Raw genomic sequence first — 25,927 nt, 5'->3', positions numbered from 1 at the left:
ATGTCCGTATCCCGACTCGATGCCTGTTTCCAGCGTCTGCGCGAACAACAGCGCAAGGCGCTGATCCCCTTCGTCACGGCCGGTGATCCCTCGTTGGAGGCCACCGTGCCGGTCATGCACGCACTGGCCGATGCCGGCGCCGACGTGATCGAACTCGGCGTGCCGTTCTCCGACCCGATGGCCGACGGCCCGACCATCCAGCGCAGCTCCGAGCGCGCGCTGGCGCGCGGTGCCGGCAGCCGCTACGTCCTGCAGGCTGTGGCGAAGTTCCGCGAGCGCGATGCGAAGACTCCGGTCGTGCTGATGGGCTACCTGAACCCGGTGGAGATCCATGGTTACGCGGCCTTCGCCAAGGCTGCCGTGGACGCAGGCGTGGACGGCGTGCTGCTGGTCGACCTGCCGCCGGAAGAAGCGGGCGAGGCGCTGCAGGCATTTGATGCGGCCGGCCTGGCCCTGGTCCTGCTGGCGTCACCGACCACCAGCGAGGCGCGTGCCGACAAGTTGCTGGCGCTGGCCCGTGGCTATCTCTACTACGTCAGCTTTGCCGGTGTCACCGGCGCGTCCGAGCGCCTGGACAGCGAAGCCGCCAGCGCCCGCCTGCAGGCATTGCGTGCGCGCGCGTCGGTGCCGGTGGTGGCAGGCTTCGGCATCAAGGATGCCGCCAGTGCCGCAGCCATGGCCCGCCAGGCCGATGGCGTGGTGGTAGGCAGCGCGCTGGTGGCGGCATTGGCCGAAGCGGGCTCGGCTGAAGAGGCTGCGCAGCGCGCCCGGGCCTTCCTGGCCCCGCTGCGACAGGCGCTGGACGCGTAACAAGGCTGCCGGCCGCAGGCCGGCAGCCTCCATACCCGCCTGCACGCAAGGGCTGCCGGCCAGTGGCCTGCACTTCCAGCACCTAAACGTACGTCCCAGCATGGTTTTTTCCGGCGGCCCCATGGCTGGCAAGGGGGTGCACGGGCGGGGAAAGCGGAGCTAGACTGTCCGCCTTTGCGGCCTCCGGGCCGCCCTGAACGGAAGTGTCCTCCCGCATGAGTTGGCTCAGCAAGTTGATGCCGTCCGGCATCCGCACCGACAACACCCCCAGCAAGAAGCGCAGTGTCCCCGAGGGCCTGTGGGAAAAGTGCAGCAACTGCGGCAGCGCGTTGTACCGTCCGGAACTGGAAGAGAACCTGGAAGTCTGCCCGAAGTGCGGCCATCACATGGCGATCCGCGCGCGTGCGCGCCTGGCCGCCCTGTTCGACGCCGACAGCACCACCGAGATCGGTGCGCGCCTTGGGCCGACCGACCTGCTCAAGTTCAAGGACCAGAAGAAGTACAGCGAGCGCATCAAGATCGCGCAGAAGAACACCGGCGAGTACGACGCACTGATCGCCATGCGCGGCCTGCTCAAGGGCCGTGCGCTGGTGGCATCGTCGTTCGACTTTGCCTTCATGGGCGGCTCGATGGGATCGGTGGTCGGCGAGCGTTTCGCGCTGGCCGCGGAAACCGCGGTCGAGATCGGTGCGCCCTACGTGTGCTTCTCGCAGAGCGGCGGCGCCCGCATGCAGGAAGGCCTGTTCTCGCTGATGCAGATGGCCAAGACCTCGGCTGCGCTGGGCAAGCTGCGCGAAGCCGGCCTGCCATATATTTCGGTGTTGACCCACCCGACCACCGGTGGCGTGTCGGCCTCCTTCGCGATGCTGGGCGACATCAACATCGCCGAGCCGCAGGCACTGATCGGCTTCGCCGGCCCGCGCGTGATCGAGCAGACCGTGCGCGAAAAGCTGCCGGAAGGTTTCCAGCGTTCGGAGTTCCTGCTGGAGCACGGTGCCATCGACCAGATCTGCGACCGCCGCGAGATGCGCGACCGCCTGTCGGACCTGCTGGCAATGCTGGGCCGCCAGCCGGCGCCGGAGGTGGCTTGATGGGGGCCCGCAAGTACTTCGGTACTGATGGCATCCGTGGACGGGTCGGCCAGGGCGTGATCTCGGCCGACTTCGTGCTGCGCCTGGGCAACGCCCTGGGCCGTGTCCTGGTCGCGCAACGCGGCCAGGACGGGCGCCGGCCGATCGTGGTGATCGGCAAGGACACCCGCATTTCCGGCTACATGTTCGAAGCGGCGCTGGAGGCCGGCCTGGTTGCCGCCGGTGCCGACGTGCAGCTGCTGGGACCAATGCCGACCCCGGCGGTGGCGTTCCTGACCCGCACGCTGGGCGTGGATGCCGGCATCGTCATCAGCGCTTCGCACAACCCGCATTACGACAACGGCATCAAGTTCTTCTCCGCCCTGGGCGAGAAGCTCGACGATGCCACCGAGCTGGCCCTGGAAGCGGCGCTGGACGTTCCGTTCACCACCGCTGAATCGGAGAAGCTGGGCAAGGCGTCGCGCGCGCGCGAGGCGGTCGGCCGCTACATCGAGTTCTGCAAGGCCAGCGTGCCGCGCGCGTTCGACCTGCGTGGCGTACGCCTGGTGCTGGATTGCGCGCACGGCGCCACCTACCAGATCGCGCCGCTGCTGTTCCGCGAACTGGGGGCGGAGGTGATCGGCATTGGTGCCGAGCCCAACGGCGTCAACATCAACGCCGGCGTTGGCTCCACCCATATCGACAACCTGGCGGCCAAGGTCCGCGAAACCCGCGCCGATCTCGGCATCGCCTTCGATGGCGATGGCGACCGCGTGCTGATGGCCGACGACCAGGGCAATCCGGTCGACGGCGATGACCTGCTGTACATCCTGGCCCGCGCCTGGAAGGACGAAGGCCGCCTGCATGGTCCGGTGGTCGGCACGCTGATGAGCAACTACGGTGTGGAGAAGGCCTTCGCCGATCTGCAGATTCCGTTCCTGCGCAGCAATGTCGGTGATCGCTACGTGCACCAGGCGCTGGTCGAAGGCGGTGGCGTGCTCGGCGGTGAAGCCTCCGGCCACCTGCTGTGCCTGGATCGGGCCACCACCGGTGACGGTATCGTCAGTGCGCTACAGGTGCTGGTGGCGCTGCGCAACAGCGGGCAGACCCTGCGCCAGGCACTGAAGGGGCTGGTGCGGGTGCCGCAGAAGACCGTGAACGTGCGGCTGGGCAATGTCTCGGCCAAGGCCACGGTGCAGGCCGACAGCGTGCAGGCCGCGCTGGCCGTCGCACAGCAATCGGTGGCTGGCCGTGGTCGTGCATTCCTGCGCCCGTCCGGTACCGAGCCGGTGGTGCGGGTCACGGTGGAAGCCGATGATGCCGCGCTGATGCAGCAGACGCTGGACCGCCTCTCCGCGGCGGTACGTGAAGCCGCCAGTTGAGGCGCCTGCCCCTTCAACGAAAACGCCCCGGAATGCCGGGGCGTTTTCGTTGAAGGGGCAGGGCGGTGGGCTGCTTATGGCCCCGGCACCATCTTCTTCTGGCGTGCCTTGAAACCATTGAACAGCGGTGCGATCAGCGGGTTGTAGCTCTGCGCGATGCGCTTGCGCAGCCAGCTCGCCGGACGGTTGCGGATCGCGAAGCGGTAGATGCGTTCCGGATCGCCGCCTACCACGTTGCGGCCGAACGGGTGGGTGGTGTGCAGGTAGCGGAAACCCTGCTCGCGTGCCACCTCGATGTGGTCCTGGTCAAAATCGCCGTAAGGCCAGCACAGCGTATCGGACACCTCGCCGAGCTTGTCCTGCAGGACGCTGCGCGACACTGCCAGGTCATGGCTCAGGCCGGCACGGCGCTGTGCGCGGTCCAGATCGTCGCGGCGCAGCCAGCGGGTGTGGGTATGGGTGTGGCAATGCACTTCGAAGGTGCCGGCGGCGATGGCCGCGCGCGCTTCGCTCCAGCGCATCATCACGTCGTCGCTGCGGTTCTGCTCATAGATCGCTGCTTCGCAGCTGCGGTGGTCCGGTGTGGCAGGCAACATTGCCCCGGCAAGCCCCGCATGGGGCCGCTCCGGGCCTTCCCCCATCCAGCCGGTGACCACGAACACCACGGCGTGCATGCCGTACTTCTGCAGGACCGGGTGCGCATACACCCAGTTGTCCAGGTAGCCATCGTCGAAGGTGATCACGATCGACTTGCGCGGCACCGGCTTGCCGGCCAGGAAACCGGCGTACTGGTCCAGTGTCAGCGAGGTCCAGCCGTTGCCGGCCAGCCATGCGATCTGGCTTTCGAAATTCTCCGGCGACACGGTGATCATGCCCGGCGACGGACTGACGTGGTGGTGCATCAGCACCGGTACGGTTCGGGCATCAGCCATGTCCCAGCTCCTTCAGCCACTGGTGGTAATAGTGTTCGGTGGTTTCACCGTGGCCGTCGGGGGTGAATCGGCGCGCGCTGCGCATCCAGTCCCACCCAGCGCGGCCCATCTGCCGCCGCCGTTCCGGATCGTCCACCAGCAGGCGCAGGGCGCCTGTCAGGGCCGCATTGTCGCCCAGCCGGGTGAGGATCGCATTGCTGCCATCGACCACCATCTCCGGCACGCCACCCACGCGCGTGGCCACGATCGGCACCCCGACATAGGCGGCCTCCAGGAAGACGGTACCGGCAGCCTCCTTGTGCGAGGCCAGGGCGAAGATGTCCAAACCGGCCATCAGCCGGCACGCGCCATCACGATAGCCGAGCAGATGCACCTGTTGCTGCAGGCCATGCTCATCGCGCAGCGCCTGCAGCCGATCCATGACCGGTTGGCCATCGCCGATCACCACCAGATGCAGGTTCGGATGGGTCTTGCACAGCGGTACCATCGCCTGCAGCAGGTCGGCATGGCCCTTGGGTTCGCGCAATACCGCCACGCAGCCGACTACGATGTCCTGTTCGCCGAAGCCGAGCTCGGCGCGTACCTCCGTGCGTACCTCCTGCAGGCACTGCCAGGGATCGGCCTTGCGGATTTCGCTCCAGCGCGGGGGGACTGCGATCGGCGGCACGATACCGATGTGCTCGGCCGGAATGCCGCGCTCGGCCAGCAACTGCTTGACGAAGCCGCTGACGGTCAGCACCCGGTGCGGCAGTCCGGTATAGGTCAGCAGCGAGTTGACCGGGCTCATCAGGTGACGCGAGCGCACCACCAGCGGCGTGCCGCCCAGGCGTGCGCCGGCGGCGGCAATCAGCGCATCACGGCGGCTGGTGGTGTTGACCACGTCATAGCGCTCGCGGCGCACCAGGCGCGAAACCGACCAAATGCCGCGCAGCAGGCGCAGCAGGCCGCCCATGCGCAGGGTATGCACGGTGAAACCATCATCGCGTGCCAGCTGGGCCAGTCGCGCCTCGGGCTGGCACAGCAGCGCCACCTCGTGGCCACGCGCACGCATCACCTGCATGTGGCGGAAGATGTAGATCTCCTGCCCGCCCATTCCCTTGGCGGCTTCGGTGTGCAGGATGCGCAGCGGACGGTTCATGCGGGGTCGATCCTTGAGGGTCAGCGGTTGCGGAAGCGGGTCAGTGCTTCCCATGCAGTGCGTACGGCGGCTGCATCGGGCGCCTGCTGCGGCAGCGGGCGATAGTCCAGGCCCAGAGCGGTGGCGTTGCCGAACTTGTCGAACACGTAGATGGCGTCGCCATGGCGAATCGCGCGCTGCGACCAGCTTTCCACCACCAGGGCGCGCTGGCCCTGCGGCTCGGCCAGCAGATCCTGGCCGGTGCTGTAATCACTCGGTGCGTTCTCGCATCCCAGTGCGTGGCGCATCAGTGTCGGCACCCAGTCTTCGTGCGAGCTGGTGCGTGCGTCGTGACCCGCGGCCTTGCCCGGCCAGCGCAGCACGAACGGAACCTGCAGCTGGTAATCGGAGAAGTTGCCGTTGTGGCCCCAGTAATTCAGCTTGAGGTCGTTGAACTCTTCGGCATGGTCACCGGTGACCAGCACGATGGTGTCTTCCGCCAGGCCCTGTGCGCGCAGATCGTCCAGCAGCGTGCCGATCAGGCTGTCGGCATAGTGCACAGCGGTGCGGTAGCGGTTGAGTTCCGGCGCCGGGTCATGCTCCGGGCCGAATTTGAGGAAGTCGATGTCGGCGGCCATCGGCGTCGCCACTGGCGGGTAGCCGGCGGGCATGTGGTAGGGCGCGTGGGTAGAATCGAGGAACACGAAGCCGAACCACGGGCGCTGCGCGGCCTGGCTGGCGCGGATGTCCTGCTGCAGTGCACTGATGATCGCGCGGTCGCGGCCGTCGGACTTCAGCGCCGATGGCCCCTGGTGCAGCTGGTCGCGCACATCGGCGAAGACGGTGCGATCGAATTCCGGGCTGTACAGCGGCGCGCTGCCGTACAGGTGCAGGTCGTAGCCCTGCTGGCCCAGCACCTGGAACAGCTGCGACCCACGCTGCTCGTCAAGCATGCTTGGCCAGTAACCACCGGGCAGGCCGTAGAGCAGTCCGAACAGGCCGTAGCGGGTGGCATTGCCGGTGCTGAAATGATGGTCGAACACGCGCGCGTCCTGCGCCAGCGCCGACGTATTGGGCATCAGCTGCGGTGTCAGCACGTCCTGGCGCAGCGATTCCAGCACCACCATCAGCACGTTGGGGCGATGGGGGCTCTGGCAGCGCAGCGGATGCAGCGGGTACAGCAGCTGCGCATGGCGCGGGTCGGGCAGGCCGGCCTGCTGCTGGCTGACCACGCCCAGGCGCCGCATGAAGCTCTTGGCGGTGATCGGCTGTGCCCACGGCAGGTAATTCCACTGCGCGATCACATCGCGGTCGCCGCGGGCGTCGTAGTAGGCCGTGGCGACCTGGCCGCCACCCATCAGCAGCGCGACCATCGCCCAGGCCTGCAGTACCCGTCGCCGGCGCGGCGCGGCCGGCAGCAGTTTCCAGCAGGCCCAGGCCAGCAGGCCTTCGGCGGTGAAGACCGCAGCGACCAGCAGCGCGACCTGCAGCCAGGTCTTCCAGGACAGGGCGACCTGGTCGTGCAGGGCGCCGCCGAACACCATGTTCACGACCATGGCGTTGAGGTGGAAGCGGTACAGGGTGAAGACCTTGGCGTCGACCAGCAGCAGGCACAGCCACAGGCCCTGCAGCAGTACAGCACTGACGCTCAGCGTGCGCGCGCTGCGCGGCCACAGGCCCAGCAGCAACGGCAGCAGGCCGGCCAGCGCACCGAACGCGAGCAGGTGGCCGGGCAGGGCAATCGCCAGGTAGGCCAGGCCGGCGCCGCCGCCCGGATTGTCACGCAGCGGCACGTTGCCCAGCGCGATCGCTGCGGCCAGTACCGCGTTGCCGGCGATGAACAGCGACCACCAGGCCAGTCGGCGCCAGCGCCGGGTGGAACCTTCAGTGGCGGGGGCGGCAGGGGAAGCTGCGGGCATGGCGGGTCGGGTTCAGGGAGCGCGGAGACAAGGGAGCGCCTGCGTGACGAAAGCGTTACGACGCGCGCGGGTCGCGCATTGTATCGGTTTGTATCCTTGTATCGAGTGGCGTCCCCCGGGCGATCTGTCACAATGTTCAGGCGGGCCATGAATGCGTTGGCCCCCTCAGACCCAACGACAAGCCAGGAACCGCTGTGAGCCAGATCCCCACCCTCGACATCACCCGTTTCGACAGCGACCGCGAGGCCTTCGTGGCCGAGCTGGGCGCGGCCTACCGCCAATGGGGATTCGCGGGCATCCGTAACCACGGCATCCCGCAGGCCGACATCGACGCGGCCTACGACGCCTTCAAGGCCTTCTTCGCACTGCCGGAAGAGGTCAAGCGCAAGTACCACGTGGCCGGCAGTGGCGGGGCCCGCGGCTACACTCCGTTCGGCGTGGAGACCGCCAAGGGCTCCAAGCATTTCGACCTGAAGGAGTTCTGGCATATCGGTCGTGAAATCGCCGATGACTCCAAGTACCGGGACGTGATGGCACCGAACCTGTGGCCGACCGAGGTCGAAGGTTTCCGCGAGCGCGGGTACGGCCTGTATCAGGCACTGGACAATCTGGGCTCTCGCGTACTGTCCGCGCTGGCCCTGCACATCGGCCTGCCGGAGGACTTCTTCGCCGACAAGACCAACTTCGGCAACTCGATCCTGCGCCCGATCCACTACCCGCCGATCACCACCGACGATATCCCGAACGTGCGTGCCGGTGCCCACGGCGACATCAACTTCATCACCCTGCTGGTCGGCGCCAGCGCCGCGGGCCTGGAAGTGCAGTCGCATGAAGGCGAGTGGGTGCCGTTTACGTCAGATGCGGACACCATCGTGGTCAACATCGGCGACATGCTGCAGCGCCTGACCAACCACGTGTATCCGTCGACCATCCACCGCGTGGTCAATCCCCCGGGTGAGCTGGCCCGCCAGCCGCGCTACTCGGTGCCGTTCTTCCTGCACCCGAACCCGGACTTCCTGATCGACGTGCTGCCGTCCTGCATCACCCCGGAGAACCCGAGCCGGTACCCGGAGGCGATCACCGCCCACGGCTTCCTCGAGGAACGCCTGCGCGAGATCAAGCTGAAGTAAAGAAAAGTGAGGCCGCCGAAAGGCGGCCTTTTTCTTTTCAGGGCTGCGCCCGGCACCCGCCGAGGCCAAAGCCAAAGCCAAGGCCAAAGCGGCTCTGGGGTGTTGCGGGGGGAGGCGGGGGGGGGGGGGGGGGGCGGGGGGGGGCCCCCCCCCCCCCCCCCGCGGGGGGGGGGGCGCGCCCCCCCCCCCCCCCCCCCCCCCCCCCCCCCCCCCCCCCCCCCCCGCCTTCGGCAGTCTCCCGGTGACGGTGGGTACGGGCGGCTTCTGGTAGGTGTCGACCTTGGTCGACACATCTGTCAGATCGAAGTGGGGTAGGTGTCAGATCCCTTTTCCTGCGGAAAAGGGATCTGACACCGGCGGTCGACCGGAGTGCTGCTCCTGCTTCTGCTTTTGCCCTTGCTCTTCTTTTTTCTTTCCGTGGCGGGCGGAACCGCCGGAATGTGTCAGAGGCCGGGCGGGTTGGGCAGGACGCCCAACCCCGGTCTTGCTCGTGTGTGCAGGACAGCGCACACGAGCAAGCGGCGACCGAGCTTACATGGGTGAGGGCGCTTTGCTTGCGAAGCACTGCTTCCCAAGCGCCCGAACGCACAGCCGCCAGCGGCTGGGCCGGGCCCCGGAGGGGGACTTGCAGCGCCCCCTGCGCAGTCCCACTCGCCCGGCCACGCCCCAAATCCAACCGGGCTCTCTGCGCCCCCGCCACGAGGGGCGGCGCCGTTGGCTGAAAATCCATGTAAACGCTTACACGGAAACGGATTTTTGCCGCAACGGGTATCATGACCGGCTGACTTCACACAGGAGCCACCCGCTCATGCGCCGCAAGATCGTCGCCGGAAACTGGAAGCTGCATGGCAGCCGTCAATTCGCCAATGAACTGCTGGGGCAGGTGGCCGGCGGGCTGCCGCTGGAGGGGGTGGACGTGGTGATCCTGCCACCGCTGCCGTACCTGGGCGAGCTGGTCGAGGACTTCGGTGAGACCGGCCTGGCCTTCGGCGCGCAGGACGTGAGCAGTAATGAGAAGGGCGCCTACACCGGTGAGGTCTGTGCGGCCATGCTGGTCGAGGTCGGGGCCCGCTATGGCCTGGTCGGCCACTCCGAGCGCCGCCAGTACCACCATGAAAGCAGCGAGCTGGTCGCGCGCAAGTTCGCCGCCGCCCAGCATGCCGGCCTGGTGCCGGTGTTGTGCGTGGGCGAGACCCTGGAGCAGCGCGAGGCCGGGCAGACCGAAGCGGTCATCGCCAGCCAGCTGGCGCCGGTGCTGGAGCGGGTTGGCGCGGCCGGATTCGCCAAGGCTGTGGTCGCCTACGAGCCGGTCTGGGCCATCGGCACCGGCCGTACCGCCAGCAAGGAGCAGGCGCAGCAGGTGCACGCGTTCATCCGTGGCGAAGTCGCGCGTATCGATGCTAGAATCGCTGATTCACTGCCCATTGTTTACGGCGGTAGCGTGAAGCCCGACAATGCCGGGGAACTGTTCGCGCAGCCGGATGTCGATGGTGGGCTGGTCGGCGGCGCCTCCCTGGTGGCCGCGGACTTCCTGGCCATCGCACGGGCGGCGGCCGCGAACTAATCCTAGAAGTTTTGTCCGAGGGCGGTTTCCAATGCTGATGTTGATCCTCAATGTCGTCTACGTGCTGGTCGCTGTGGCCATGATCGCGCTGATCCTGATGCAGCGTGGCTCGGGGGCGGCGGCGGGTTCGGGCTTTGGTGCCGGTGCCTCGGGTACGGTGTTCGGTGCGCGCGGTGCCTCGAACTTCCTGTCCAAGTCGACCAAGTGGCTGGCTGTCGTGTTCTTCGGCATCAGCCTCTTCATGGCCTGGTATGCCGGCCATGGCAGCCGCCCGGCGGCCGACCAGGATCTGGGCCTGATGTCCGCCCCGGCGGCAGTCGCTCCGGCGGCTCCGGCGGGCGAACTGCCGGCCGTTCCGAAGGCCGATGCGGTCCCGGCCGCCCCGGTTCCGGCCGCGATTGTGCCGGCTCAGGCGGAATCTTCGGTTTCTGGTGAAGAAAAGCCTTCGGAAGGCTCCCAGAAAGACTGAAGCCGGTTACAATACGCGGCGCATCGGGAACATAGTCTGATGTGATCGTTTGCCCAGGTGGCGGAATTGGTAGACGCACTACCTTGAGGTGGTAGCGACGCAAGTCGTAGGGGTTCGAGTCCCCTCTTGGGCACCATTTGTAAGTAAAGCGGGTTCGTCTGGCGCGCAAGGCGCCAGGCAGATTCCCGTCCACTCCCCCATGCCAAAGCGCCTGCAGGCGCGGCGGCAGAGGCAAGAGAGAATCGCTGTGCTGGCCGAATATTTGCCGTCTCTGCTGTTTCTGATCGTTGCCACCGGTATCGGTATTACGCTGATGCTGGTTGGTCGATTCCTCGGTCCCCGCCGCCCCGATCTGGAAAAGCTGTCGCCGTACGAGTGCGGCTTCGAGGCCTTCGAAGACGCGCGCATGAAGTTCGACGTGCGCTACTACCTGATCGCGATCCAGTTCATCGTCTTCGACCTGGAAATCATCTTCATCGTGCCCTGGACCCAGGTCTTCATGGAGCTGGGCGCGCGTTCGCTCATCACCATGGGCCTGTTCGTCGGCATGCTGTTCCTCGGTTTCATTTACGTCTGGAAGAAGGGAGCGCTGGAATGGGAGTGATTCAGACTCTCGATGGCCTCATGAACAACCCGTCGCCGGAAGGCCGGGTTGATGACATCCTGCGGCCGGAAGGCGACAACCCGCTGCTGGAAAAGGGCTTCGTCACCACCAGCGTCGACGCACTGCTGAACTGGGCGCGCACCGGCTCGATGTGGCCGATGACCTTCGGTCTGGCCTGCTGCGCGGTCGAGATGATGCACGCCGGCGCCGCGCGCCTGGACCTTGACCGCTACGGTGTGGTGTTCCGCCCGTCGCCGCGTCAGTCCGACGTGATGATCGTCGCCGGCACCCTGGTCAACAAGATGGCCCCGGCGCTGCGCAAGGTCTACGACCAGATGCCGGACCCGAAGTGGGTCATCTCGATGGGTAGCTGCGCCAACGGCGGCGGCTATTACCACTATTCCTATTCTGTGGTGCGCGGCTGTGATCGCGTGGTGCCGGTGGACGTCTACGTCCCGGGCTGCCCGCCGACCGCCGAGGCGCTGGTGTACGGGATCCTGCAGCTGCAGAAGAAGATCTGGCGTACACAGACCATCGCCCGCTGACCCCTTCACCTGACAAGAGCGCGCCAAGCCCCCATGGCAGAGCAAGCATCCTTCATCGACCGACTCTCCGTACGTTTCGCTGGTGCGAAGGTCATCGTGGTCGAACCCCGCGGCGAAGTGACGCTGGAAGTGCCTGCCGCCGAGTGGCACGCCACCGCCCTGGCGCTGCGTGACGAGTTTGGTTTCGAGCAGGCCGTGGATCTCTGCGGCGTCGACTACCTTGGTTATGGCTCCGACGAATGGGATACCGCCGATGTGTCCTCGCAGGGCTTCAGCCGTGGCGTCGAAGGCAAGGCCCAGGGCCGCTTCGCGTGGGGTGAGTTCCCCACCGAGGAGAACGGCGCCGATGGTGCCCGCCCGCAGCACATGCCGACCCAGCGTTTCGCCGTGGTCGCCCAGCTGCGCTCGTACCAGCACAACCTGATGATGCACCTGCGCTGCTTCGCCCCTGACGAAGCGCTGCCGGTGGTGTCCTCGCTGACCGGCATCTGGCCGGGCCTGAACTGGTTCGAGCGCGAAGCGTTCGACCTGTACGGCGTGATCTTCGAAGGCCACCCGGACCTGCGCCGGATCCTGACCGACTACGGTTTCGTCGGTCATCCGTTCCGCAAGGACTTCCCGCTGATCGGCAATGTCGAAGTCCGCTACGACGAAGAAAAGAAGCGCGTGATCTATGAACCGGTCACCTCGGTGGAGCCGCGTGTCGGCGTGCCGCGCGTGATCCGCGACGACGCCCGTCTGCAGACCGCAGAAGGTGAGCGCGCGCAGGAGGCAGTGAAGTGAGCCACGTACACCAGGCCGGCGAAGCGTTCGCCAGCAACGCCGCTGAAAGCCGGCAGGAAATCCGCAACTACACCATGAACTTCGGCCCGCAGCATCCGGCCGCTCACGGTGTGCTGCGCCTGATCCTGGAAATGGACGGCGAAACCATCATGCGCGCCGACCCGCACGTGGGTCTGCTGCACCGTGGTACCGAAAAGCTGGCCGAGTCCAAGCCGTTCAACCAGTCGATCGGCTACATGGATCGCCTGGATTACGTGTCGATGATGTGCAACGAGCACGCCTACGTGCGCGCGATCGAGACCCTGATGGGCATCGAGGCGCCGGAGCGTGCGCAGTACATCCGCACCATGTACGACGAAATCACCCGCATCCTCAACCACCTGATGTGGCTGGGCTCCAACGCGCTCGACCTGGGTGCGATGGCGGTGATGCTGTATGCCTTCCGCGAGCGCGAAGAGCTGATGGACTGCTATGAAGCGGTCTCCGGCGCGCGCATGCACGCGGCGTACTACCGTCCGGGCGGTGTCTACCGCGACCTGCCGGACCACATGCCGAAGTACAAGGAGTCGCGCTGGCACAAGGGCAAGGCGTTGAAGCAGCTCAATGCTGCGCGCGAAGGCTCGCTGCTGGACTTCCTGGAGAACTTCACCGTCGAGTTCCCCAAGCGCATCGACGAATACGAAACCCTGCTGACCGACAACCGTATCTGGAAGCAGCGTACCGTCGGCATCGGTGTGGTGAGTCCGGAACTGGCCCACCAGTGGGGCATGACCGGCGTGATGCTGCGCGGCTCGGGCGTTGCCTGGGACCTGCGCAAGAAGCGTCCGTACGCCAAGTACGATGCCGTCGATTTCGACATCCCGCTGGGCAAGGAAGGCGACTGCTACGACCGCTACCTGGTCCGCGTCGCCGAAATGCGCGAGTCCAACCGCATCATCAAGCAGTGCGTGGCGTGGCTGAAGGCCAACCCCGGCCCGGTCATGGTCAAGAACTTCAAGGTCGCTCCGCCCAAGCGCGAGGACATGAAGGACGACATGGAAGCGCTGATCCACCACTTCAAGCTGTTCAGCGAAGGCTACTGCGTGCCGGCCGGTGAAACCTACGCGGCAGTGGAAGCGCCCAAGGGCGAGTTCGGCTGCTACCTGGTCTCCGATGGCGCCAACAAGCCCTTCCGCGTGCACCTGCGCGCACCGGGCTTCGCCCACCTGTCCTCGATCGATTCGATCGTGCGCGGCCACATGCTGGCCGACGTGGTGGCGATGATCGGTACCTACGACCTGGTGTTCGGCGAGGTTGACCGGTAATGCCGTCCGCCACGCCAACGCCCGCTGCAGGCAGCCGGCGCAAGCCGGCGCCGCAGTTTCTGCAATTTCACGTTATGCATTTCGCTGAGGTCGGCCGATGAAGGCGACAGGTAATTTCGAGGCGGCGCGCGACGTCGACCCGATGGTGGTGCTGAGCGACAAGACCCGCGCTCACATCGATCACTGGCTGTCCAAGTTCCCGCCGGACCGCAAGCGCTCTGCCGTGCTGCAGGGCCTGCACGCGGCCCAGGAGCAGAACGAGGGCTGGCTGACCGACGAGCTGATCGCCGCCGTGGCCAAGTACCTCGACCTGCCGCCGGTGTGGGCATACGAGGTCGCCAGCTTCTACTCGATGTTCGAGACCGAGAAGGTGGGCCGCAACAACGTGGCCATCTGCACCAACATCAGCTGCTGGCTCAATGGCGCCGAGGACATCGTCCGCCATTGCGAGAAGAAGCTGGGCATCAAGCACGGTGAATCGACCCCGGACGGCCGCGTCTACCTCAAGCGCGAGGAAGAGTGCCTGGCCGGCTGCGGCGGCGCGCCGATGATGGTCATCAACGGTCACTACCATGAGCGTCTGACCCTGGAAAAGGTCGACGAGCTGCTGGACGGGCTGGAGTAAGGGCATGGCACATCACCACGAATCCAAGGGTCCGGTCGGCCCCGCGCCGCTGCCGCACCAGGTGGTCTACACCACCCTGCATTACGACACCCCGTGGTCGTACGAAAGCTACCTGAAGACCGGTGGCTACGCCGCCCTGCGCAAGATCCTCGAAGAGAAGATCCCGCCGGAGCAGGTCATCGAGATGGTCAAGGCCTCGGGCCTGCGTGGCCGCGGTGGCGCAGGCTTCCCGACCGGCCTGAAGTGGTCCTTCATGCCCAAGGGCAACATGCAGAAGTACATCCTCTGCAACTCGGACGAATCCGAGCCGGGCACCTGCAAGGATCGCGACATCCTGCGCTACAACCCGCATTCGGTGGTGGAAGGCATGGCAATCGCCTGCTACGCCACCGGTTCGACCGTGGGGTACAACTACCTGCGCGGTGAGTTCCACCACGAGCCGTTCGAGCACTTCGAGCAGGCCCTGGCCGACGCCTATGCAAATGGCTGGCTGGGCAAGAACGTGATGGGCTCGGGCGTGGACATCGACATTTACGGTGCGCTGGGCGCCGGCGCGTACATCTGCGGCGAAGAAACCGCGCTGATGGAATCGCTGGAAGGCAAGAAGGGCCAGCCGCGCTACAAGCCGCCGTTCCCGGCCAACTTTGGCCTCTATGGCAAGCCGTCGACGATCAACAACACCGAAACCTACGGTTCGGTGCCGGCGATCATCCGCAACGGTCCGGAGTGGTTCAAGGGCCTGAGCCTGACCGCCAACGGCGGCCCGAAGTGCTTCTCGGTGTCCGGCTGCGTGCAGAACGGCGGCAACTTCGAAGTGCCGCTCGGCACCAAATTCCACGACCTGCTGGAAATGGCCGGTGGCCTGCGTCCGGGCCGCACGCTGAAGGGTGCGATCCCGGGCGGCGTGTCGATGCCGGTGCTGACCGCGGCCGAGCTGAAGGATCTGCCGATGGACTACGACACCATCCGTGCGCTGGGCTCCGGCCTGGGTTCGGGTGCGATCGTGGTGCTCGACGACAGCGTCTGCTGCGTCAAGTTCGCCTGCCGCATCAGCCAGTTCTTCCACAAAGAATCGTGCGGCCAGTGCACCCCGTGCCGTGAAGGCACCGGCTGGATGCACCGCGTGCTGGAGCGCATCGTCGCCGGCAAGGCCACGATGGAAGACCTGCACCAGCTGAAGGCGGTGGCCGGCCAGATCGAAGGCCACACCATCTGTGCGTTCGGTGAAGCGGCTGCATGGCCCATCCAGGGCTTCCTGCGCCAGTTCTGGGACGAATTCGAGTATTACATCGTCAACGGTCATTCGATGGTTGACGGCAAGAAGGTGGAGGCAGCCGCCGCATGAGCGCGCAACCCGTAAACCCGAACGTGCCACCGGATCACGTGACCATCGAAATCGATGGCAAGTCGCTGGTCGTGCCCAAGGGTTCGATGATCATCCAGGCGGCCGACAAGGCCGGCATTTCGATTCCGCGCTTCTGCTACCACGAGAAGCTGCCGATCGCCGCCAACTGCCGCATGTGCCTGGTGGACGTGGAGAAGTCGCCGAAGCCGGCGCCGGCCTGCGCCACCCCGGTGATGGACGGCATGAAGGTCGCCACCCGCAGTGAGAAGGCGCTGAAGTTCCAGCGCTCGGTGATGGAGTTCCTGCTCATCAACCATCCGCTGGACTGCCCGATCTGCGACCAGGGCGGCGAGTGCGAACTGCAGGACGTGTCGCTGGGCTATGGCCGTTCGGTCAGCCGCTTCAACGAGCGCAAGCGCGTGGTGCCGGACGAGGACATGGGCCCGCTGGTTGCCACCGAAATGACCCGCTGCATCCAGTGCACCCGCTGCGTCCGCTTCACCGCCGACGTTGCCGGTACCTACGAGCTGGGTGGCATGTACCGCGGTGAGAACCTGCAGATCGGTACCTTCGACGGCAAGCCGCTGACCACCGAGCTGTCCGGCAACGTCGTCGACGTCTGCCCGGTTGGCGCGCTGACCAACAAGGTGTTCCAGTTCCGCGCCCGCCCGTGGGAGCTGACCGCGCGCGAGTCGCTGGGCTACCACGACGCGATGGGTTCGAACCTGTTCCTGCACGTGCGTCGCGGCGAAGTGCTGCGCACCGTGCCGCGCGACAACGAAGCGGTGAACGAGTGCTGGCTGTCCGACCGTGACCGCTACTCGCACCAGGGCCTGTACAGCGAAGACCGTGCGGTCAAGCCGCTGCGCAAGGTCAATGGCGAGTGGAAGGAAGTGAGCTGGGCCGAAGGCCTGGCCGCGGCCGCCGAGATCCTCAAGGCCAACCAGGGCGACAACCTGGGCGTGCTGGTGCACCCGTCGACCTCGAACGAGGAGGGCGCGCTGCTGGCCCGCCTGGCCAAGGGACTGGGCTCGAGCAACATCGACCACCGCATCAACAACCGCGATTTCTCCGACGCTGCAACCGCCGAAGTATTCGGCCTGCCGGTGGCCGAGATCGAAGGCGCCGACCGCATCGTCGTTCTGGGCAGCAACATCCGCCACGAACTGCCGCTGCTGCACGCCCGCCTGCGCAAGGCGCAGACCACCAACGGCGCGAAGATCCACGTCGTCAACCCGGTGGACTTCGACTTCGCCTTCAGCATTGCCGGCAAGCAGATCGTTGCGCCGTCGAAGTTCGTCGACGCACTGGCCAACGCCGAGCTGCGTTCGGCGGTGCAGGGCGGCAACAACACCGTGCTGATCGTTGGTGGCATCGCCGAAAACCACCCGCAGGCTGCCGCGATCCGCGCCGCCGCGCGTGACTTCGCCGCCGCCACCGGTGCCAAGCTGTGCCGCATCCCGCAGGGCGCCAACGCCGTTGGCCTGACCCGCGCCGGTGTGCTGCCGGCCGGCAAGGACGTCGCCGCGATGCTGGCGCAGCCGCGCCAGGCCTACGTGGTGTACGGCCTGGAGCCGGGCCTGGACTTCGCCGATGCACCCGCCGCGCGCAAGGCGCTGGCCGGTGCCCAGGTGGTGGCGTTCAGCCAGTTCGCCTGCACCTCGACCCGCGACGTCGCCGACGTGATCCTGCCGATCGGTGCACTGCCGGAAATCGACGCCACCCTGACCAACCTCGATGGCCGCGAGCAGTCGGCGCGTGCCGGTGGCAAGCTGCCGGGCGAGGCCCGTGAAGGCTGGCGCGTGCTGCGTGCTCTGGGCGGCGAGCTGGCCGTGGCCGGTTTCGACTTCACCGACCTGGCCGGCCTGCGCGCCAGCCTGGCGTCGGTGTCGGTCACCGTTGCCGCTTCGGCGCAGCCGGTGGTTGCCGGCGAAGGCCTGGAAGTGGCTTCGACCGCCGCGATCTACCGCACCGATGCGGTGGTCCGCCGCGCCCCGGCGCTGCAGTCGCATCCGCTCAACAACGCCCCGTGCATCGTGCTGAACGCTGAAGATGCCGCTCGCCTGCAGCTGCAGGAAGGGCAGATGGCCAAGGTCGGCACCGATGCCGGCAAGGCCACCCTGCCGGTGGTGGTCGATGCCCGCGTCGCTGCGGGTTCGGTCTGGATTGAATCGGGCCACGGCGCGACCGCGCCGCTGGGTGCCGCTCGCGTAACGGTGGTGGCTGCATGAACGAATTGCTGTTGAACGCGGTCGACCCGCTGCACCAGTGGCTGCTTGGCCTCGGTGACATCGGCGCGCTGATCTGGATCATCCTGAAGATCCTGGTGATCACCGTTCCGGTGATCATCTCGGTGGCCTTCTACGTGGTCTGGGAGCGCAAGCTGATCGGCTGGATGCACGTCCGCCACGGCCCGATGTACGTGGGCATGGGCATCTTCCAGGCCTTCGCCGACGTCTTCAAGCTGCTGTTCAAGGAAGTGGTCCAGCCGAGCAGCGCCAACAAGGCGATCTACCTGCTGGCCCCGCTGATCACCCTGGCCCCGGCCTTCGCGGCCTGGTCGGTGGTGCCCTTCGATTCGCAGATCGTGCTGTCCAACGCCAACGCCGGCCTGCTGTACCTGCTGGCGATGACCTCGCTGGGCATCTACGGCATCATCCTGGCCGGTTGGGCGTCCAACTCGAAGTATGCGTTCCTGGGTGCGATGCGCGCCTCGGCGCAGATGATCAGCTACGAAATCGCCATGGGCTTCGCCCTGGTCGGCGTGATGATCGCGTCGGGCAGCCTGAACCTGAGCAACATCGTGATGGCGCAGGCCGGCAGCTCCGGCTTCTTCGACTGGTTCCTGCTGCCGCTGTTCCCGCTGTTCGTCATCTACTGGGTGTCGGGCGTGGCTGAAACCAACCGCGCGCCGTTCGACGTGGTGGAAGGCGAATCGGAAATCGTCGCCGGCCACATGGTCGAATACTCGGGCGGTGCGTTCGCCCTGTTCTTCCTGGCCGAATACGCGAACATGATCCTGATCAGCTTCCTGATCTCGATCTTCTTCCTCGGTGGCTGGCTGAGCCCGGTCCAGGGCTGGGTCAACTTCGGCGACGTCTCGCCGCTGGTCGACTGGATCTGGAAGGGTGGTGCGCCGTGGCTGTTCGTCAAGGTGTTCTTCTTCGCCAGTGCCTACATCTGGTTCCGTGCCAGCTTCCCGCGCTTCCGCTATGACCAGATCATGCGCCTGGGCTGGAAGGTTTTCATCCCGCTGGCCATTCTGTGGATCGCGGTTACCGCCGTCATGGTGTTCTTCGGCGTGATTCAAAAGGGCGTCTAAAGTGATGAACAGGATTACCCATTACTTCAAGAGCCTGCTGCTGCTCGAACTGCTGGCCGGTCTCTGGCTGACGCTGAAGTACAGCTTCAAGCCGAAGTACACGATGATGTACCCGATGGAGAAGTTCCCGCAGTCGCCGCGCTTCCGTGGCCTGCACGCCCTGCGCCGTTACCCCAACGGTGAAGAGCGCTGCATCGCCTGCAAGCTGTGCGAGGCGGTGTGCCCGGCGCTGGCCATCACCATCGACTCGGCCAAGCGCGAAGACGGCACCCGCCGTACCACGCGCTACGACATCGACCTGTTCAAGTGCATCTTCTGCGGCTTCTGCGAAGAAAGCTGCCCGGTGGACTCGATCGTCGAAACCCACATCCTCGAGTACCACTTCGAGAATCGTGGCGAAAACATCGTTACCAAGCCGCAGCTGCTGGCCCTGGGCGACCGTCTCGAAAACGAGATCGCCGAGCGTCGCGCCGCCGATGCCGCTTACCGCTGAGGTCGAGAGATGGATTGGGTAAATATCGCTTTCTGGGTGTTCGCCATCGCGGCAACGGTTTCGGCCGGTGCGGTGATCAGCGTGCGCAACCCGGTTCACGCCGTGCTCTGCCTGGTGCTGACCTTCTTCTCCATCGCCTGCGTGTGGCTGCTGGTGGGCGCCGAGTTCCTCGGCGTGGCCCTGGTGCTGGTCTACGTCGGCGCGGTGATGGTGCTGTTCCTGTTCGTGGTGATGATGCTGGACATTGACCCCAGCAAGCTGCGTGAGGGTTGGGTGCGCTACCTGCCGGTCGGCCTCATCGTCGCGGTGGCGATGCTGGTGCAGATGCTGATCCTGATCGGCGTCAAGGCCCGCTCGGTCACGCCGTTCCCGGCCGACAACGCCGCTGCGGTCGCCGCCGACAGCTCCAACGTCACCTGGCTGGCGCGCACGCTGTTCACCGAGTACCTGCTGCCGTTCGAGTTCGCCGCCGTCATCCTGACCGTGGCCGTGGTTGCCGCCGTGATGCTGACCCTGCGTCGCCGTACCGGCGTGAAGAGCCAGAACCCGGGCCAGCAGACCATGGTCAAGGCGGGCCAGCGCCTGCGCATGGTGAAGATGGGCGCCGAAGCACCGGTCGTGCACAGCAACAGCAAGCCGGCCGCCGGCGAGGAGACCCAGCCGTGATTACCCTTGGCCACATGCTTGCGCTTGGCGCGGTGCTGTTCGCCATCAGCCTGGCCGGCATCTTCCTCAACCGGAAGAACGTCATCGTCCTGCTTATGTCGATCGAGCTGATGCTGCTGTCGGTGAACATCAATTTCGTCGGCTTCTCGCGTCAGCTGGGCGATCCGTCCGGCCAGCTGTTCGTGTTCTTCATCCTGACCGTCGCCGCCGCGGAAGCCGCCATCGGCCTGGCGATCCTGGTGACCCTGTTCCGTACCCGCCGCACGATCAATGTCGGCGAAGTCGATTCGTTGAAGGGCTGATCCACAGATGGAAATCACTCTCTCCAAGAGTCTGTTGATCGCAGTGGTGCTTGCACCGCTGTTCGGCAGCATCATCGCCGGCCTGTTCGGTCGCCAGGTCAAGCGCTTCGGCGCGCAGACCCTCACCATCCTCGGCGTCGCGGTTGCCTGCGGCCTGTCGATGTACACGTTCTACCAGCTGATGTGGGGCGGCGCGCAGCCGTTCAACCAGAACATCTACACGTTCTTCGAGGTTGGCCAGTATTCGGCCCACGTCGGCTTCATGGTCGACAAGCTGACCGCGATGATGATGGTGGTGGTGACCTTCGTGTCGCTGCTGGTCCACATCTACACGATCGGCTACATGCAGGACGATCCGGGCTACCAGCGGTTCTTCAGCTACATCTCGCTGTTCACCTTCTCGATGCTCACCCTGGTGATGAGCAACAACTTCCTGCAGCTGTTCTTCGGCTGGGAAGCGGTGGGCCTGGTGTCGTACCTGCTGATCGGCTTCTGGTTCAAGCGCCCGACCGCGATCTTCGCCAACATGAAGGCGTTCCTGGTCAACCGCGTCGGTGACTTCGGCTTCCTGCTGGGCATCGCCGGCGTGCTGTGGGTGTTCGGCACCCTGGACTACGCGCAGGTGTTCTCGCAGGCCGGCCTGCTGGCTGATCCGCGCGCCCAGCTGCAGATCTGGGACGGCACGATCCTGGGCATGCAGCTGCTGAACGAGCCGGTGATCTGGTCGATCGCCACCGTCATCTGCATCTGCCTGTTCATCGGTGCCATGGGCAAGTCGGCCCAGGTTCCGCTGCACGTGTGGCTGCCGGACTCGATGGAAGGCCCGACCCCGATCTCGGCACTGATCCATGCCGCGACGATGGTGACCGCCGGTATCTTCATGGTTACCCGCATGTCGCCGCTGTTCGAGCTGTCGCAGACTGCGCTGAACTTCGTGCTGTTCATCGGTGCCACCACCGCGTTCTTCACCGGCCTGATCGGCATCGTGCAGAACGACATCAAGCGCGTCGTTGCGTACTCCACGCTGTCGCAGCTGGGCTACATGACCGTCGCCCTGGGCGTGTCGGCCTATTCGGCCGCCGTGTTCCACCTGATGACCCACGCCTTCTTCAAGGCGCTGCTGTTCCTGGGCGCCGGCTCGGTCATCATCGCGATGCACCACGAGCAGGACATGCGCAAGATGGGCGGCCTGCGCAAGTACATGCCGATCACCTTCATCACCATGTGGATCGGTACCCTGGCGCTGGTCGGTACGCCGTTCTTCTCCGGCTTCTACTCGAAGGACACCATCATCGAGGCGGCCGAGCTGCACGCGCACCTGTCCAACAACTGGGTGGCCACCTACGGCTACTGGGCGGTGCTGGGTGGCGTGATCGTTACCAGCTTCTACAGCTTCCGCCTGCTGTTCCTGACCTTCCATGGCAAGGAACGCTTCCGCGACGCGCATGATGATCATGCCCATGGCCACGGTCATGACGATCACCACGCCGCCGACGCCCACCACGGCGATGCCCACGACGACCACGGCCATGGCCACGGTCCGCATGAGCCGCACGAAACCCCGTGGGTGGTGACCCTGCCGCTGATCCTGCTGGCCATCCCGTCGATCGCCATCGGTTTCTTCAGCATCGGTCCGATGCTGTACGGCACCGACTGGGCCGGCCACCACGCGCACGACGCCATCAAGGGCCAGGCGCATACGTTCTTCACCGGCATCGTCGATTTCTATGATCCGGCCAAGAACACCATCGGCTTCCTGGGCGAAGAGTTCCACGGCCCGGTCGCGTTCGCGCTGCACGGCATGATGGCGCCTGCGTTCTTCCTGACCGTTGCGGGCTTCCTGCTGGCTGCACTGTTCTACCTGTGGAAGCCGGACCTGTCGGGCAAGGCGCGCAAGACCTTCGCCCCGCTGGTGTCGGTGCTGGAAAACAAGTACGGCTTCGACAAGCTGTGGATCGATGGCTTTGCCGGTGGCAGCGTCAAGCTGGGCAAGGTCTCGCGCTGGATCGACAGCAACATCGTCGACGGCGTGGTCAATCTCTCGGCACGTGTTGTGGACGTCGCAGCCGGCGTGCTGCGTCGTACCCAATCCGGTTTCCTCTATCACTACGCCTTCGCGATGATCATCGGCCTGATTGCCCTGCTGGGCGTGCTGATGCATTACCTGCGTTGATGACCTGTACGGAATAAGAAGACGTGTCGAACTGGCCTCTACTCAGTGTCCTCATCTGGCTGCCGATCATCGGTGGTGCCCTGATCCTTGCGATCCGTGATGCGCAGACCGCCCGCTGGGCGTCGCTGGGCGTAGCGGTGCTGACCTTCGTGGCGTGCCTCTCGCTGCTGAGCGGCTACAACGCGGGCATCGACGGTCTGCAGTTCGTCGAGACCCATGCCTGGATCCCGGCGTACAAGATCGGCTACAACCTGGGCGTGGACGGCATTGCCGTGGCGCTGATCCTGCTGACCACGCTGGTCAGCGTGCTTGCCCTGATCGGTGCCTGGAGTGCCATCGACAAGCGCGTGAACCAGTACGTGGCCGCCTTCCTGATCCTGGAAGGCGTCACCGTCGGCATCTTCGCCGCGACGGACGCGATGCTGTTCTACGTGTTCTTCGAAGCGATGCTGATCCCGATGTTCCTGATCATCGGTGTCTGGGGCGGCCCGCGCCGCATCTACGCTGCGCTGAAGTTCTTCCTGTACACCTTCCTCGGCTCGGTGCTGATGCTGGTGGCGCTGATCTACCTGTACATGAAGGGCGGCAGCTTCCAGCTGGCCGACCTGTACGCGCTGCCGCTGTCGGCCAAGGAACAGACCTGGATCTTCTTCGCCTTCCTGATCGCCTTCGCGGTCAAGGTGCCGATGTTCCCGGTCCACACCTGGCTGCCGGACGCCCACGTGGAAGCGCCGACCGCCGGTTCGGTGATCCTGGCCGCCATCGCGCTGAAGATCGGCGGCTACGGCTTCCTGCGCTTCAACCTGCCGATCGTCCCGGACGCATCGCAGGAATGGGCCTGGCTGGTGATCGCGCTGTCGCTGATCGCGGTGATCTACGTCGGCCTGGTTGCCCTGGTGCAGGACGACATGAAGAAGCTGATCGCCTATTCGTCGATCGCGCACATGGGTTTCGTCACCCTGGGTACCTTCATCGCCCTGTGGCTGGTGCGTGAAGCCGGCAACGCCGATGCCGCCCGCCTGGGCCTGCAGGGTGCCATGGTGCAGATGATCTCGCACGGCTTCGTGTCCGGCGCCATGTTCTCCTGCGTCGGCGTGCTGTACGACCGCATGCACAGCCGCCGCATCGCCGATTACGGCGGCGTGGTCAACGTGATGCCGTGGTTCGCCACCTTCGCCATGCTGTTCTTCATGGCCAATGCGGGCCTGCCGGGTACCAGCGGTTTCGTCGGCGAGTTCATGGTCATCCTGTCGGCCTTCCAGCGTAATCCGTGGATCGCGCTGGGCGCGGCCACCACCCTGATCATCGGCGCGGCCTACACCCTGTGGCTGTACAAGCGCATCTTCTTTGGTGAAGTGGCCAACAGCCATGTTGCCGAACTGAAGGACATCAACGGTCGCGAATGGCTGGTGCTGGGCGTGTTCGCCATCGGCGTGCTGGCCCTGGGCATCTATCCCAAGCCGCTGACCGACCTGATGGAGCCCTCGATCGCGAAGCTGGCGATGCAGATCGCATCCAGCAAGCTGCTGTAATTCCAGGATTTGATGATGACCACCTCGCCGCTGCTGCCATTGACCGCCGCCGACCTGCCACCGCTCGCTCCCGAGCTGGTGCTGATCGGCAGCGCCTTCGCCCTGATGATCCTTGACCTGTTCGTCAGCAACCGGAACAAGATCGTCACCCACCTGTTCTCGCTCGCTGCGCTGGCCGTGGTGCTGTTCATGCTGGCCACCGGCGTGGGCGGGCAGGGGGAGGTCTTCCATGGCATGTTCGTGCGCGATACCGCCGCGGACGTGATGAAGACCGGGATCGTGCTGCTCAGCGGCCTGACCCTGGTCTACGGCTGGCGCTACCTGCGTGACCGCAACCTGTTCCAGGGCGAGATCCCGGTGCTGATCCTGTTCGGCACCGCCGGCATGATGATCCTGGTCTCGGCCGGCAGCCTGCTGATGGTTTACCTGGGCCTGGAGCTGCTGGCGCTGTGCTCCTACGCCCTGGTCGCCAGTAACCGCGAAAACGGCCTGGCCTCGGAAGCGGCGATGAAGTACATCGTGCTGGGTTCGCTGGCCTCGGGCCTGCTGCTGTACGGCATGTCGCTGATCTACGGCGCTACCGGCAGCCTGCACCTGGACGTCATCCGCGAGGCCATTCCGCACTCGGAAGAGCGCGTACTGCTGATCACCGGTGCGGTGTTCATGATCGCCGGTGTCGCCTTCAAGCTGGGTGCCGCGCCGTTCCACATGTGGCTGCCGGACGTGTACCAGGGTGCCCCGGCACCGATCGCACTGTTCATCAGCTCGGCACCGAAGCTGGCCGCCTTCGGCATGGCCTACCGCCTGCTGGAAATGGGCGTTGGCCCGCTGTCGACCGAACTGCAGCTGCTGATCGCCGGCCTGGCCGCGGTCTCGCTGGTCATCGGCAACCTGATGGCCATCGCGCAGAGCAACCTCAAGCGCATGCTCGCGTTCTCCACCGTCTCGCACATCGGCTTCCTGCTGATGGGCATCGCCGGCGGCGGTTCGCAGGGCTATGCCGCCGCACTGTTCTACGCACTGGCCTACGCCATCATGTCCACCGCCGCCTTCGGCGCGATCATCGCGCTGTCGCGTGCCGGCTTCGAAGCCGAGAACATCGAAGACTTCAAGGGCCTGAATGCCCGCAACCCGTGGATGGCCGGCCTGGTGCTGTGCATCATGGCGTCGTTGGCCGGCATCCCGCCGTTCCTGGGCTTCTGGACCAAGCTGGCGGTGCTGGGCGCGGCCGTCAACGGTGGCCTGCTGTGGCTGGCCATCCTCGGCGTGCTGTGCGCCGTGGTGGGTTGCTTCTACTACCTGCGCGTCATCAAGGTCATGTACTTCGATGAGCCGGTGGGCGAAGCCATGCCGCGCGGCAACGACCGCGTGCTGGGCCTGGTGCTGGGCGTGAACGCGCTGGCACTGCTGGCGCTGGGCCTGGCCTGGAACCCGATCATGGTCTGGTGCCAGCAGGCATTTGCGCATCTTGCATAAAAGTTGACACAAAGCTGCGCGATTCGTGTAATATGCGCAGCCTGAGTTGTCACTGCAGCGGTTCAGCCAGAACATCGTTGCGGTAGCCCTCCTCGAAAGAGCAGGGCAGCAGTTCAAACACTTCCGGTGCGGGGTGGAGCAGTCTGGCAGCTCGTCGGGCTCATAACCCGAAGGTCGCAGGTTCAAATCCTGCCCCCGCTACCAACGTCAGATCGGCGCCAACTGGTTTGATGAATGAGGGAAGGCTTGCATGTTCTGAAGCAATCGCTCATAATTCCGCTTCTGATGCGGGGTGGAGCAGTCTGGCAGCTCGTCGGGCTCATAACCCGAAGGTCGCAGGTTCAAATCCTGCCCCCGCTACCAA

Annotated in this window: 23 protein-coding genes and 3 tRNA genes; 23 read left to right on the top strand and 3 right to left on the bottom strand. The window is 65.6% G+C overall.

What is annotated here, in order from left to right:
* From trpA to glmM, 3 genes are all read left to right on the top strand, one after another.
* The gene (gene trpA, locus V3B30_RS09225) at positions 1 to 810 is read left to right on the top strand and encodes a tryptophan synthase subunit alpha (RefSeq protein ID WP_262082788.1); all 810 of its coding nucleotides are present in this window, start codon (positions 1 to 3) and stop codon (positions 808 to 810) included.
* A gap of 215 nt (positions 811 to 1,025) precedes the next feature.
* Positions 1,026 to 1,901 carry an acetyl-CoA carboxylase, carboxyltransferase subunit beta gene (gene accD, locus V3B30_RS09220; protein ID WP_005410473.1) on the top strand — a complete coding sequence of 292 codons (876 nt, stop codon included), beginning with the start codon at positions 1,026 to 1,028 and terminating at the stop codon, positions 1,899 to 1,901.
* On the top strand, positions 1,901 to 3,262 hold the full coding sequence (gene glmM / locus V3B30_RS09215) for a phosphoglucosamine mutase (protein WP_100473476.1): 1,362 nt from the start codon (positions 1,901 to 1,903) through the stop codon (positions 3,260 to 3,262). The genes accD and glmM overlap by 1 nt, the downstream gene beginning before the upstream one ends.
* A gap of 74 nt (positions 3,263 to 3,336) precedes the next feature.
* Here the strand turns inward: glmM and V3B30_RS09210 are convergent, their stop codons facing one another.
* Genes V3B30_RS09210 through V3B30_RS09200 form a run of 3 tightly spaced genes read right to left on the bottom strand, consistent with a single transcriptional unit; the run spans position 3,337 to position 7,230 of the window.
* On the bottom strand, positions 3,337 to 4,194 hold the full coding sequence (locus V3B30_RS09210) for a polysaccharide deacetylase family protein (protein ID WP_262082787.1): 858 nt from the start codon (positions 4,192 to 4,194) through the stop codon (positions 3,337 to 3,339).
* Positions 4,187 to 5,332, bottom strand: coding sequence for a glycosyltransferase family 4 protein (locus tag V3B30_RS09205; RefSeq protein WP_100473474.1), 1,146 nt, complete (start codon positions 5,330 to 5,332; stop codon positions 4,187 to 4,189). The genes V3B30_RS09210 and V3B30_RS09205 overlap by 8 nt, the downstream gene beginning before the upstream one ends.
* A 20-nt stretch (positions 5,333 to 5,352) precedes the next feature.
* Positions 5,353 to 7,230, bottom strand: a complete 1,878-nt coding sequence (locus V3B30_RS09200) for a sulfatase-like hydrolase/transferase (RefSeq protein WP_262082786.1) — start codon at positions 7,228 to 7,230, stop codon at positions 5,353 to 5,355.
* A gap of 194 nt (positions 7,231 to 7,424) precedes the next feature.
* Between V3B30_RS09200 and V3B30_RS09195 the strand changes: the two genes are divergently transcribed.
* The 20 genes from V3B30_RS09195 (at position 7,425) to V3B30_RS09100 (ending at position 25,926) form a co-directional block, all read left to right on the top strand.
* Complete coding sequence (locus tag V3B30_RS09195; protein ID WP_010483082.1) at positions 7,425 to 8,360, top strand: 2-oxoglutarate and iron-dependent oxygenase domain-containing protein; 936 nt, start codon at positions 7,425 to 7,427, stop codon at positions 8,358 to 8,360.
* An 808-nt stretch (positions 8,361 to 9,168) separates the two neighbouring features.
* On the top strand, positions 9,169 to 9,924 hold the full coding sequence (gene tpiA, locus V3B30_RS09190; RefSeq protein ID WP_262082785.1) for a triose-phosphate isomerase: 756 nt from the start codon (positions 9,169 to 9,171) through the stop codon (positions 9,922 to 9,924).
* A 31-nt stretch (positions 9,925 to 9,955) separates the two neighbouring features.
* Positions 9,956 to 10,393, top strand: coding sequence for a preprotein translocase subunit SecG (secG, locus tag V3B30_RS09185; RefSeq protein ID WP_262082784.1), 438 nt, complete (start codon positions 9,956 to 9,958; stop codon positions 10,391 to 10,393).
* 51 nt (positions 10,394 to 10,444) lie between these two features.
* Positions 10,445 to 10,529 (top strand) — tRNA-Leu (locus V3B30_RS09180).
* Between the two features lie 111 nt (positions 10,530 to 10,640).
* A complete protein-coding gene (locus V3B30_RS09175; protein ID WP_008265012.1) occupies positions 10,641 to 10,997 on the top strand; it encodes an NADH-quinone oxidoreductase subunit A in 357 nt (118 codons plus the stop codon).
* Positions 10,988 to 11,542: an NADH-quinone oxidoreductase subunit B gene (locus V3B30_RS09170; protein ID WP_005417936.1), complete on the top strand. Its 555-nt coding sequence runs from the start codon at positions 10,988 to 10,990 to the stop codon at positions 11,540 to 11,542. The genes V3B30_RS09175 and V3B30_RS09170 overlap by 10 nt, the downstream gene beginning before the upstream one ends.
* A gap of 33 nt (positions 11,543 to 11,575) precedes the next feature.
* Entirely contained in the window at positions 11,576 to 12,325 is a 750-nt protein-coding gene (locus tag V3B30_RS09165) for an NADH-quinone oxidoreductase subunit C (protein WP_057497499.1), read from the top strand.
* Complete coding sequence (locus V3B30_RS09160; protein ID WP_100473471.1) at positions 12,322 to 13,629, top strand: NADH-quinone oxidoreductase subunit D; 1,308 nt, start codon at positions 12,322 to 12,324, stop codon at positions 13,627 to 13,629. The genes V3B30_RS09165 and V3B30_RS09160 overlap by 4 nt, the downstream gene beginning before the upstream one ends.
* A gap of 97 nt (positions 13,630 to 13,726) precedes the next feature.
* The gene (gene nuoE, locus V3B30_RS09155; RefSeq protein ID WP_100473470.1) at positions 13,727 to 14,254 is read left to right on the top strand and encodes an NADH-quinone oxidoreductase subunit NuoE; all 528 of its coding nucleotides are present in this window, start codon (positions 13,727 to 13,729) and stop codon (positions 14,252 to 14,254) included.
* Positions 14,255 to 14,258: 4 nt separating this feature from the next.
* Complete coding sequence (nuoF, locus tag V3B30_RS09150; RefSeq protein ID WP_005410459.1) at positions 14,259 to 15,599, top strand: NADH-quinone oxidoreductase subunit NuoF; 1,341 nt, start codon at positions 14,259 to 14,261, stop codon at positions 15,597 to 15,599.
* Entirely contained in the window at positions 15,596 to 17,830 is a 2,235-nt protein-coding gene (gene nuoG / locus V3B30_RS09145; RefSeq protein ID WP_262082783.1) for an NADH-quinone oxidoreductase subunit NuoG, read from the top strand. Before nuoF ends, nuoG begins: the two co-directional genes overlap by 4 nt.
* Positions 17,827 to 18,921, top strand: a complete 1,095-nt coding sequence (gene nuoH / locus V3B30_RS09140; protein WP_006458641.1) for an NADH-quinone oxidoreductase subunit NuoH — start codon at positions 17,827 to 17,829, stop codon at positions 18,919 to 18,921. The genes nuoG and nuoH overlap by 4 nt, the downstream gene beginning before the upstream one ends.
* Positions 18,922 to 18,925: 4 nt before the next feature.
* On the top strand, positions 18,926 to 19,414 hold the full coding sequence (gene nuoI / locus V3B30_RS09135) for an NADH-quinone oxidoreductase subunit NuoI (protein ID WP_005410456.1): 489 nt from the start codon (positions 18,926 to 18,928) through the stop codon (positions 19,412 to 19,414).
* A gap of 9 nt (positions 19,415 to 19,423) precedes the next feature.
* Entirely contained in the window at positions 19,424 to 20,080 is a 657-nt protein-coding gene (locus V3B30_RS09130) for an NADH-quinone oxidoreductase subunit J (protein WP_100473468.1), read from the top strand.
* Positions 20,077 to 20,382: an NADH-quinone oxidoreductase subunit NuoK gene (nuoK, locus tag V3B30_RS09125; RefSeq protein ID WP_005410454.1), complete on the top strand. Its 306-nt coding sequence runs from the start codon at positions 20,077 to 20,079 to the stop codon at positions 20,380 to 20,382. The genes V3B30_RS09130 and nuoK overlap by 4 nt, the downstream gene beginning before the upstream one ends.
* 7 nt (positions 20,383 to 20,389) lie before the next feature.
* A complete protein-coding gene (nuoL, locus tag V3B30_RS09120) occupies positions 20,390 to 22,555 on the top strand; it encodes an NADH-quinone oxidoreductase subunit L (RefSeq protein WP_100473467.1) in 2,166 nt (721 codons plus the stop codon).
* A 23-nt stretch (positions 22,556 to 22,578) separates the two neighbouring features.
* Positions 22,579 to 24,087 carry an NADH-quinone oxidoreductase subunit M gene (locus V3B30_RS09115; RefSeq protein ID WP_262082782.1) on the top strand — a complete coding sequence of 503 codons (1,509 nt, stop codon included), beginning with the start codon at positions 22,579 to 22,581 and terminating at the stop codon, positions 24,085 to 24,087.
* Between the two features lie 15 nt (positions 24,088 to 24,102).
* Positions 24,103 to 25,563 carry an NADH-quinone oxidoreductase subunit NuoN gene (nuoN, locus tag V3B30_RS09110; RefSeq protein WP_100473465.1) on the top strand — a complete coding sequence of 487 codons (1,461 nt, stop codon included), beginning with the start codon at positions 24,103 to 24,105 and terminating at the stop codon, positions 25,561 to 25,563.
* A gap of 127 nt (positions 25,564 to 25,690) precedes the next feature.
* Positions 25,691 to 25,767, top strand: a tRNA-Met gene (locus V3B30_RS09105).
* 82 nt (positions 25,768 to 25,849) lie between these two features.
* Positions 25,850 to 25,926 (top strand) — tRNA-Met (locus tag V3B30_RS09100).
* Position 25,927: the final 1 nt, after the last annotated feature.

It is taken from the genome of Stenotrophomonas sp. SMYL41 (assembly GCF_036319965.1).
Classification (GTDB): domain Bacteria; phylum Pseudomonadota; class Gammaproteobacteria; order Xanthomonadales; family Xanthomonadaceae; genus Stenotrophomonas; species Stenotrophomonas maltophilia_R.
Note: the sequence above shows the minus strand (reverse complement) of the source record. Positions and strands in the feature narration are given on the sequence as shown.

Bases quoted from the DNA above. Each gene is read 5' to 3' on its own strand.
- trpA (WP_262082788.1), top strand. From the start codon at position 1: ATGTCCGTATCCCGACTCGATGCCTGTTTCCAGCGTCTGCGCGAACAA.
- accD (WP_005410473.1), top strand. From the start codon at position 1,026: ATGAGTTGGCTCAGCAAGTTGATGCCGTCCGGCATCCGCACCGACAAC.
- glmM (WP_100473476.1), top strand. From the start codon at position 1,901: ATGGGGGCCCGCAAGTACTTCGGTACTGATGGCATCCGTGGACGGGTC.
- V3B30_RS09210 (WP_262082787.1), bottom strand. From the start codon at position 4,194: ATGGCTGATGCCCGAACCGTACCGGTGCTGATGCACCACCACGTCAGT.
- V3B30_RS09205 (WP_100473474.1), bottom strand. From the start codon at position 5,332: ATGAACCGTCCGCTGCGCATCCTGCACACCGAAGCCGCCAAGGGAATG.
- V3B30_RS09200 (WP_262082786.1), bottom strand. From the start codon at position 7,230: ATGCCCGCAGCTTCCCCTGCCGCCCCCGCCACTGAAGGTTCCACCCGG.
- tpiA (WP_262082785.1), top strand. From the start codon at position 9,169: ATGCGCCGCAAGATCGTCGCCGGAAACTGGAAGCTGCATGGCAGCCGT.
- secG (WP_262082784.1), top strand. From the start codon at position 9,956: ATGCTGATGTTGATCCTCAATGTCGTCTACGTGCTGGTCGCTGTGGCC.
- V3B30_RS09170 (WP_005417936.1), top strand. From the start codon at position 10,988: ATGGGAGTGATTCAGACTCTCGATGGCCTCATGAACAACCCGTCGCCG.
- V3B30_RS09165 (WP_057497499.1), top strand. From the start codon at position 11,576: ATGGCAGAGCAAGCATCCTTCATCGACCGACTCTCCGTACGTTTCGCT.
- nuoE (WP_100473470.1), top strand. From the start codon at position 13,727: ATGAAGGCGACAGGTAATTTCGAGGCGGCGCGCGACGTCGACCCGATG.
- nuoF (WP_005410459.1), top strand. From the start codon at position 14,259: ATGGCACATCACCACGAATCCAAGGGTCCGGTCGGCCCCGCGCCGCTG.
- nuoG (WP_262082783.1), top strand. From the start codon at position 15,596: ATGAGCGCGCAACCCGTAAACCCGAACGTGCCACCGGATCACGTGACC.
- nuoH (WP_006458641.1), top strand. From the start codon at position 17,827: ATGAACGAATTGCTGTTGAACGCGGTCGACCCGCTGCACCAGTGGCTG.
- nuoI (WP_005410456.1), top strand. From the start codon at position 18,926: ATGAACAGGATTACCCATTACTTCAAGAGCCTGCTGCTGCTCGAACTG.
- V3B30_RS09130 (WP_100473468.1), top strand. From the start codon at position 19,424: ATGGATTGGGTAAATATCGCTTTCTGGGTGTTCGCCATCGCGGCAACG.
- nuoL (WP_100473467.1), top strand. From the start codon at position 20,390: ATGGAAATCACTCTCTCCAAGAGTCTGTTGATCGCAGTGGTGCTTGCA.
- nuoN (WP_100473465.1), top strand. From the start codon at position 24,103: ATGACCACCTCGCCGCTGCTGCCATTGACCGCCGCCGACCTGCCACCG.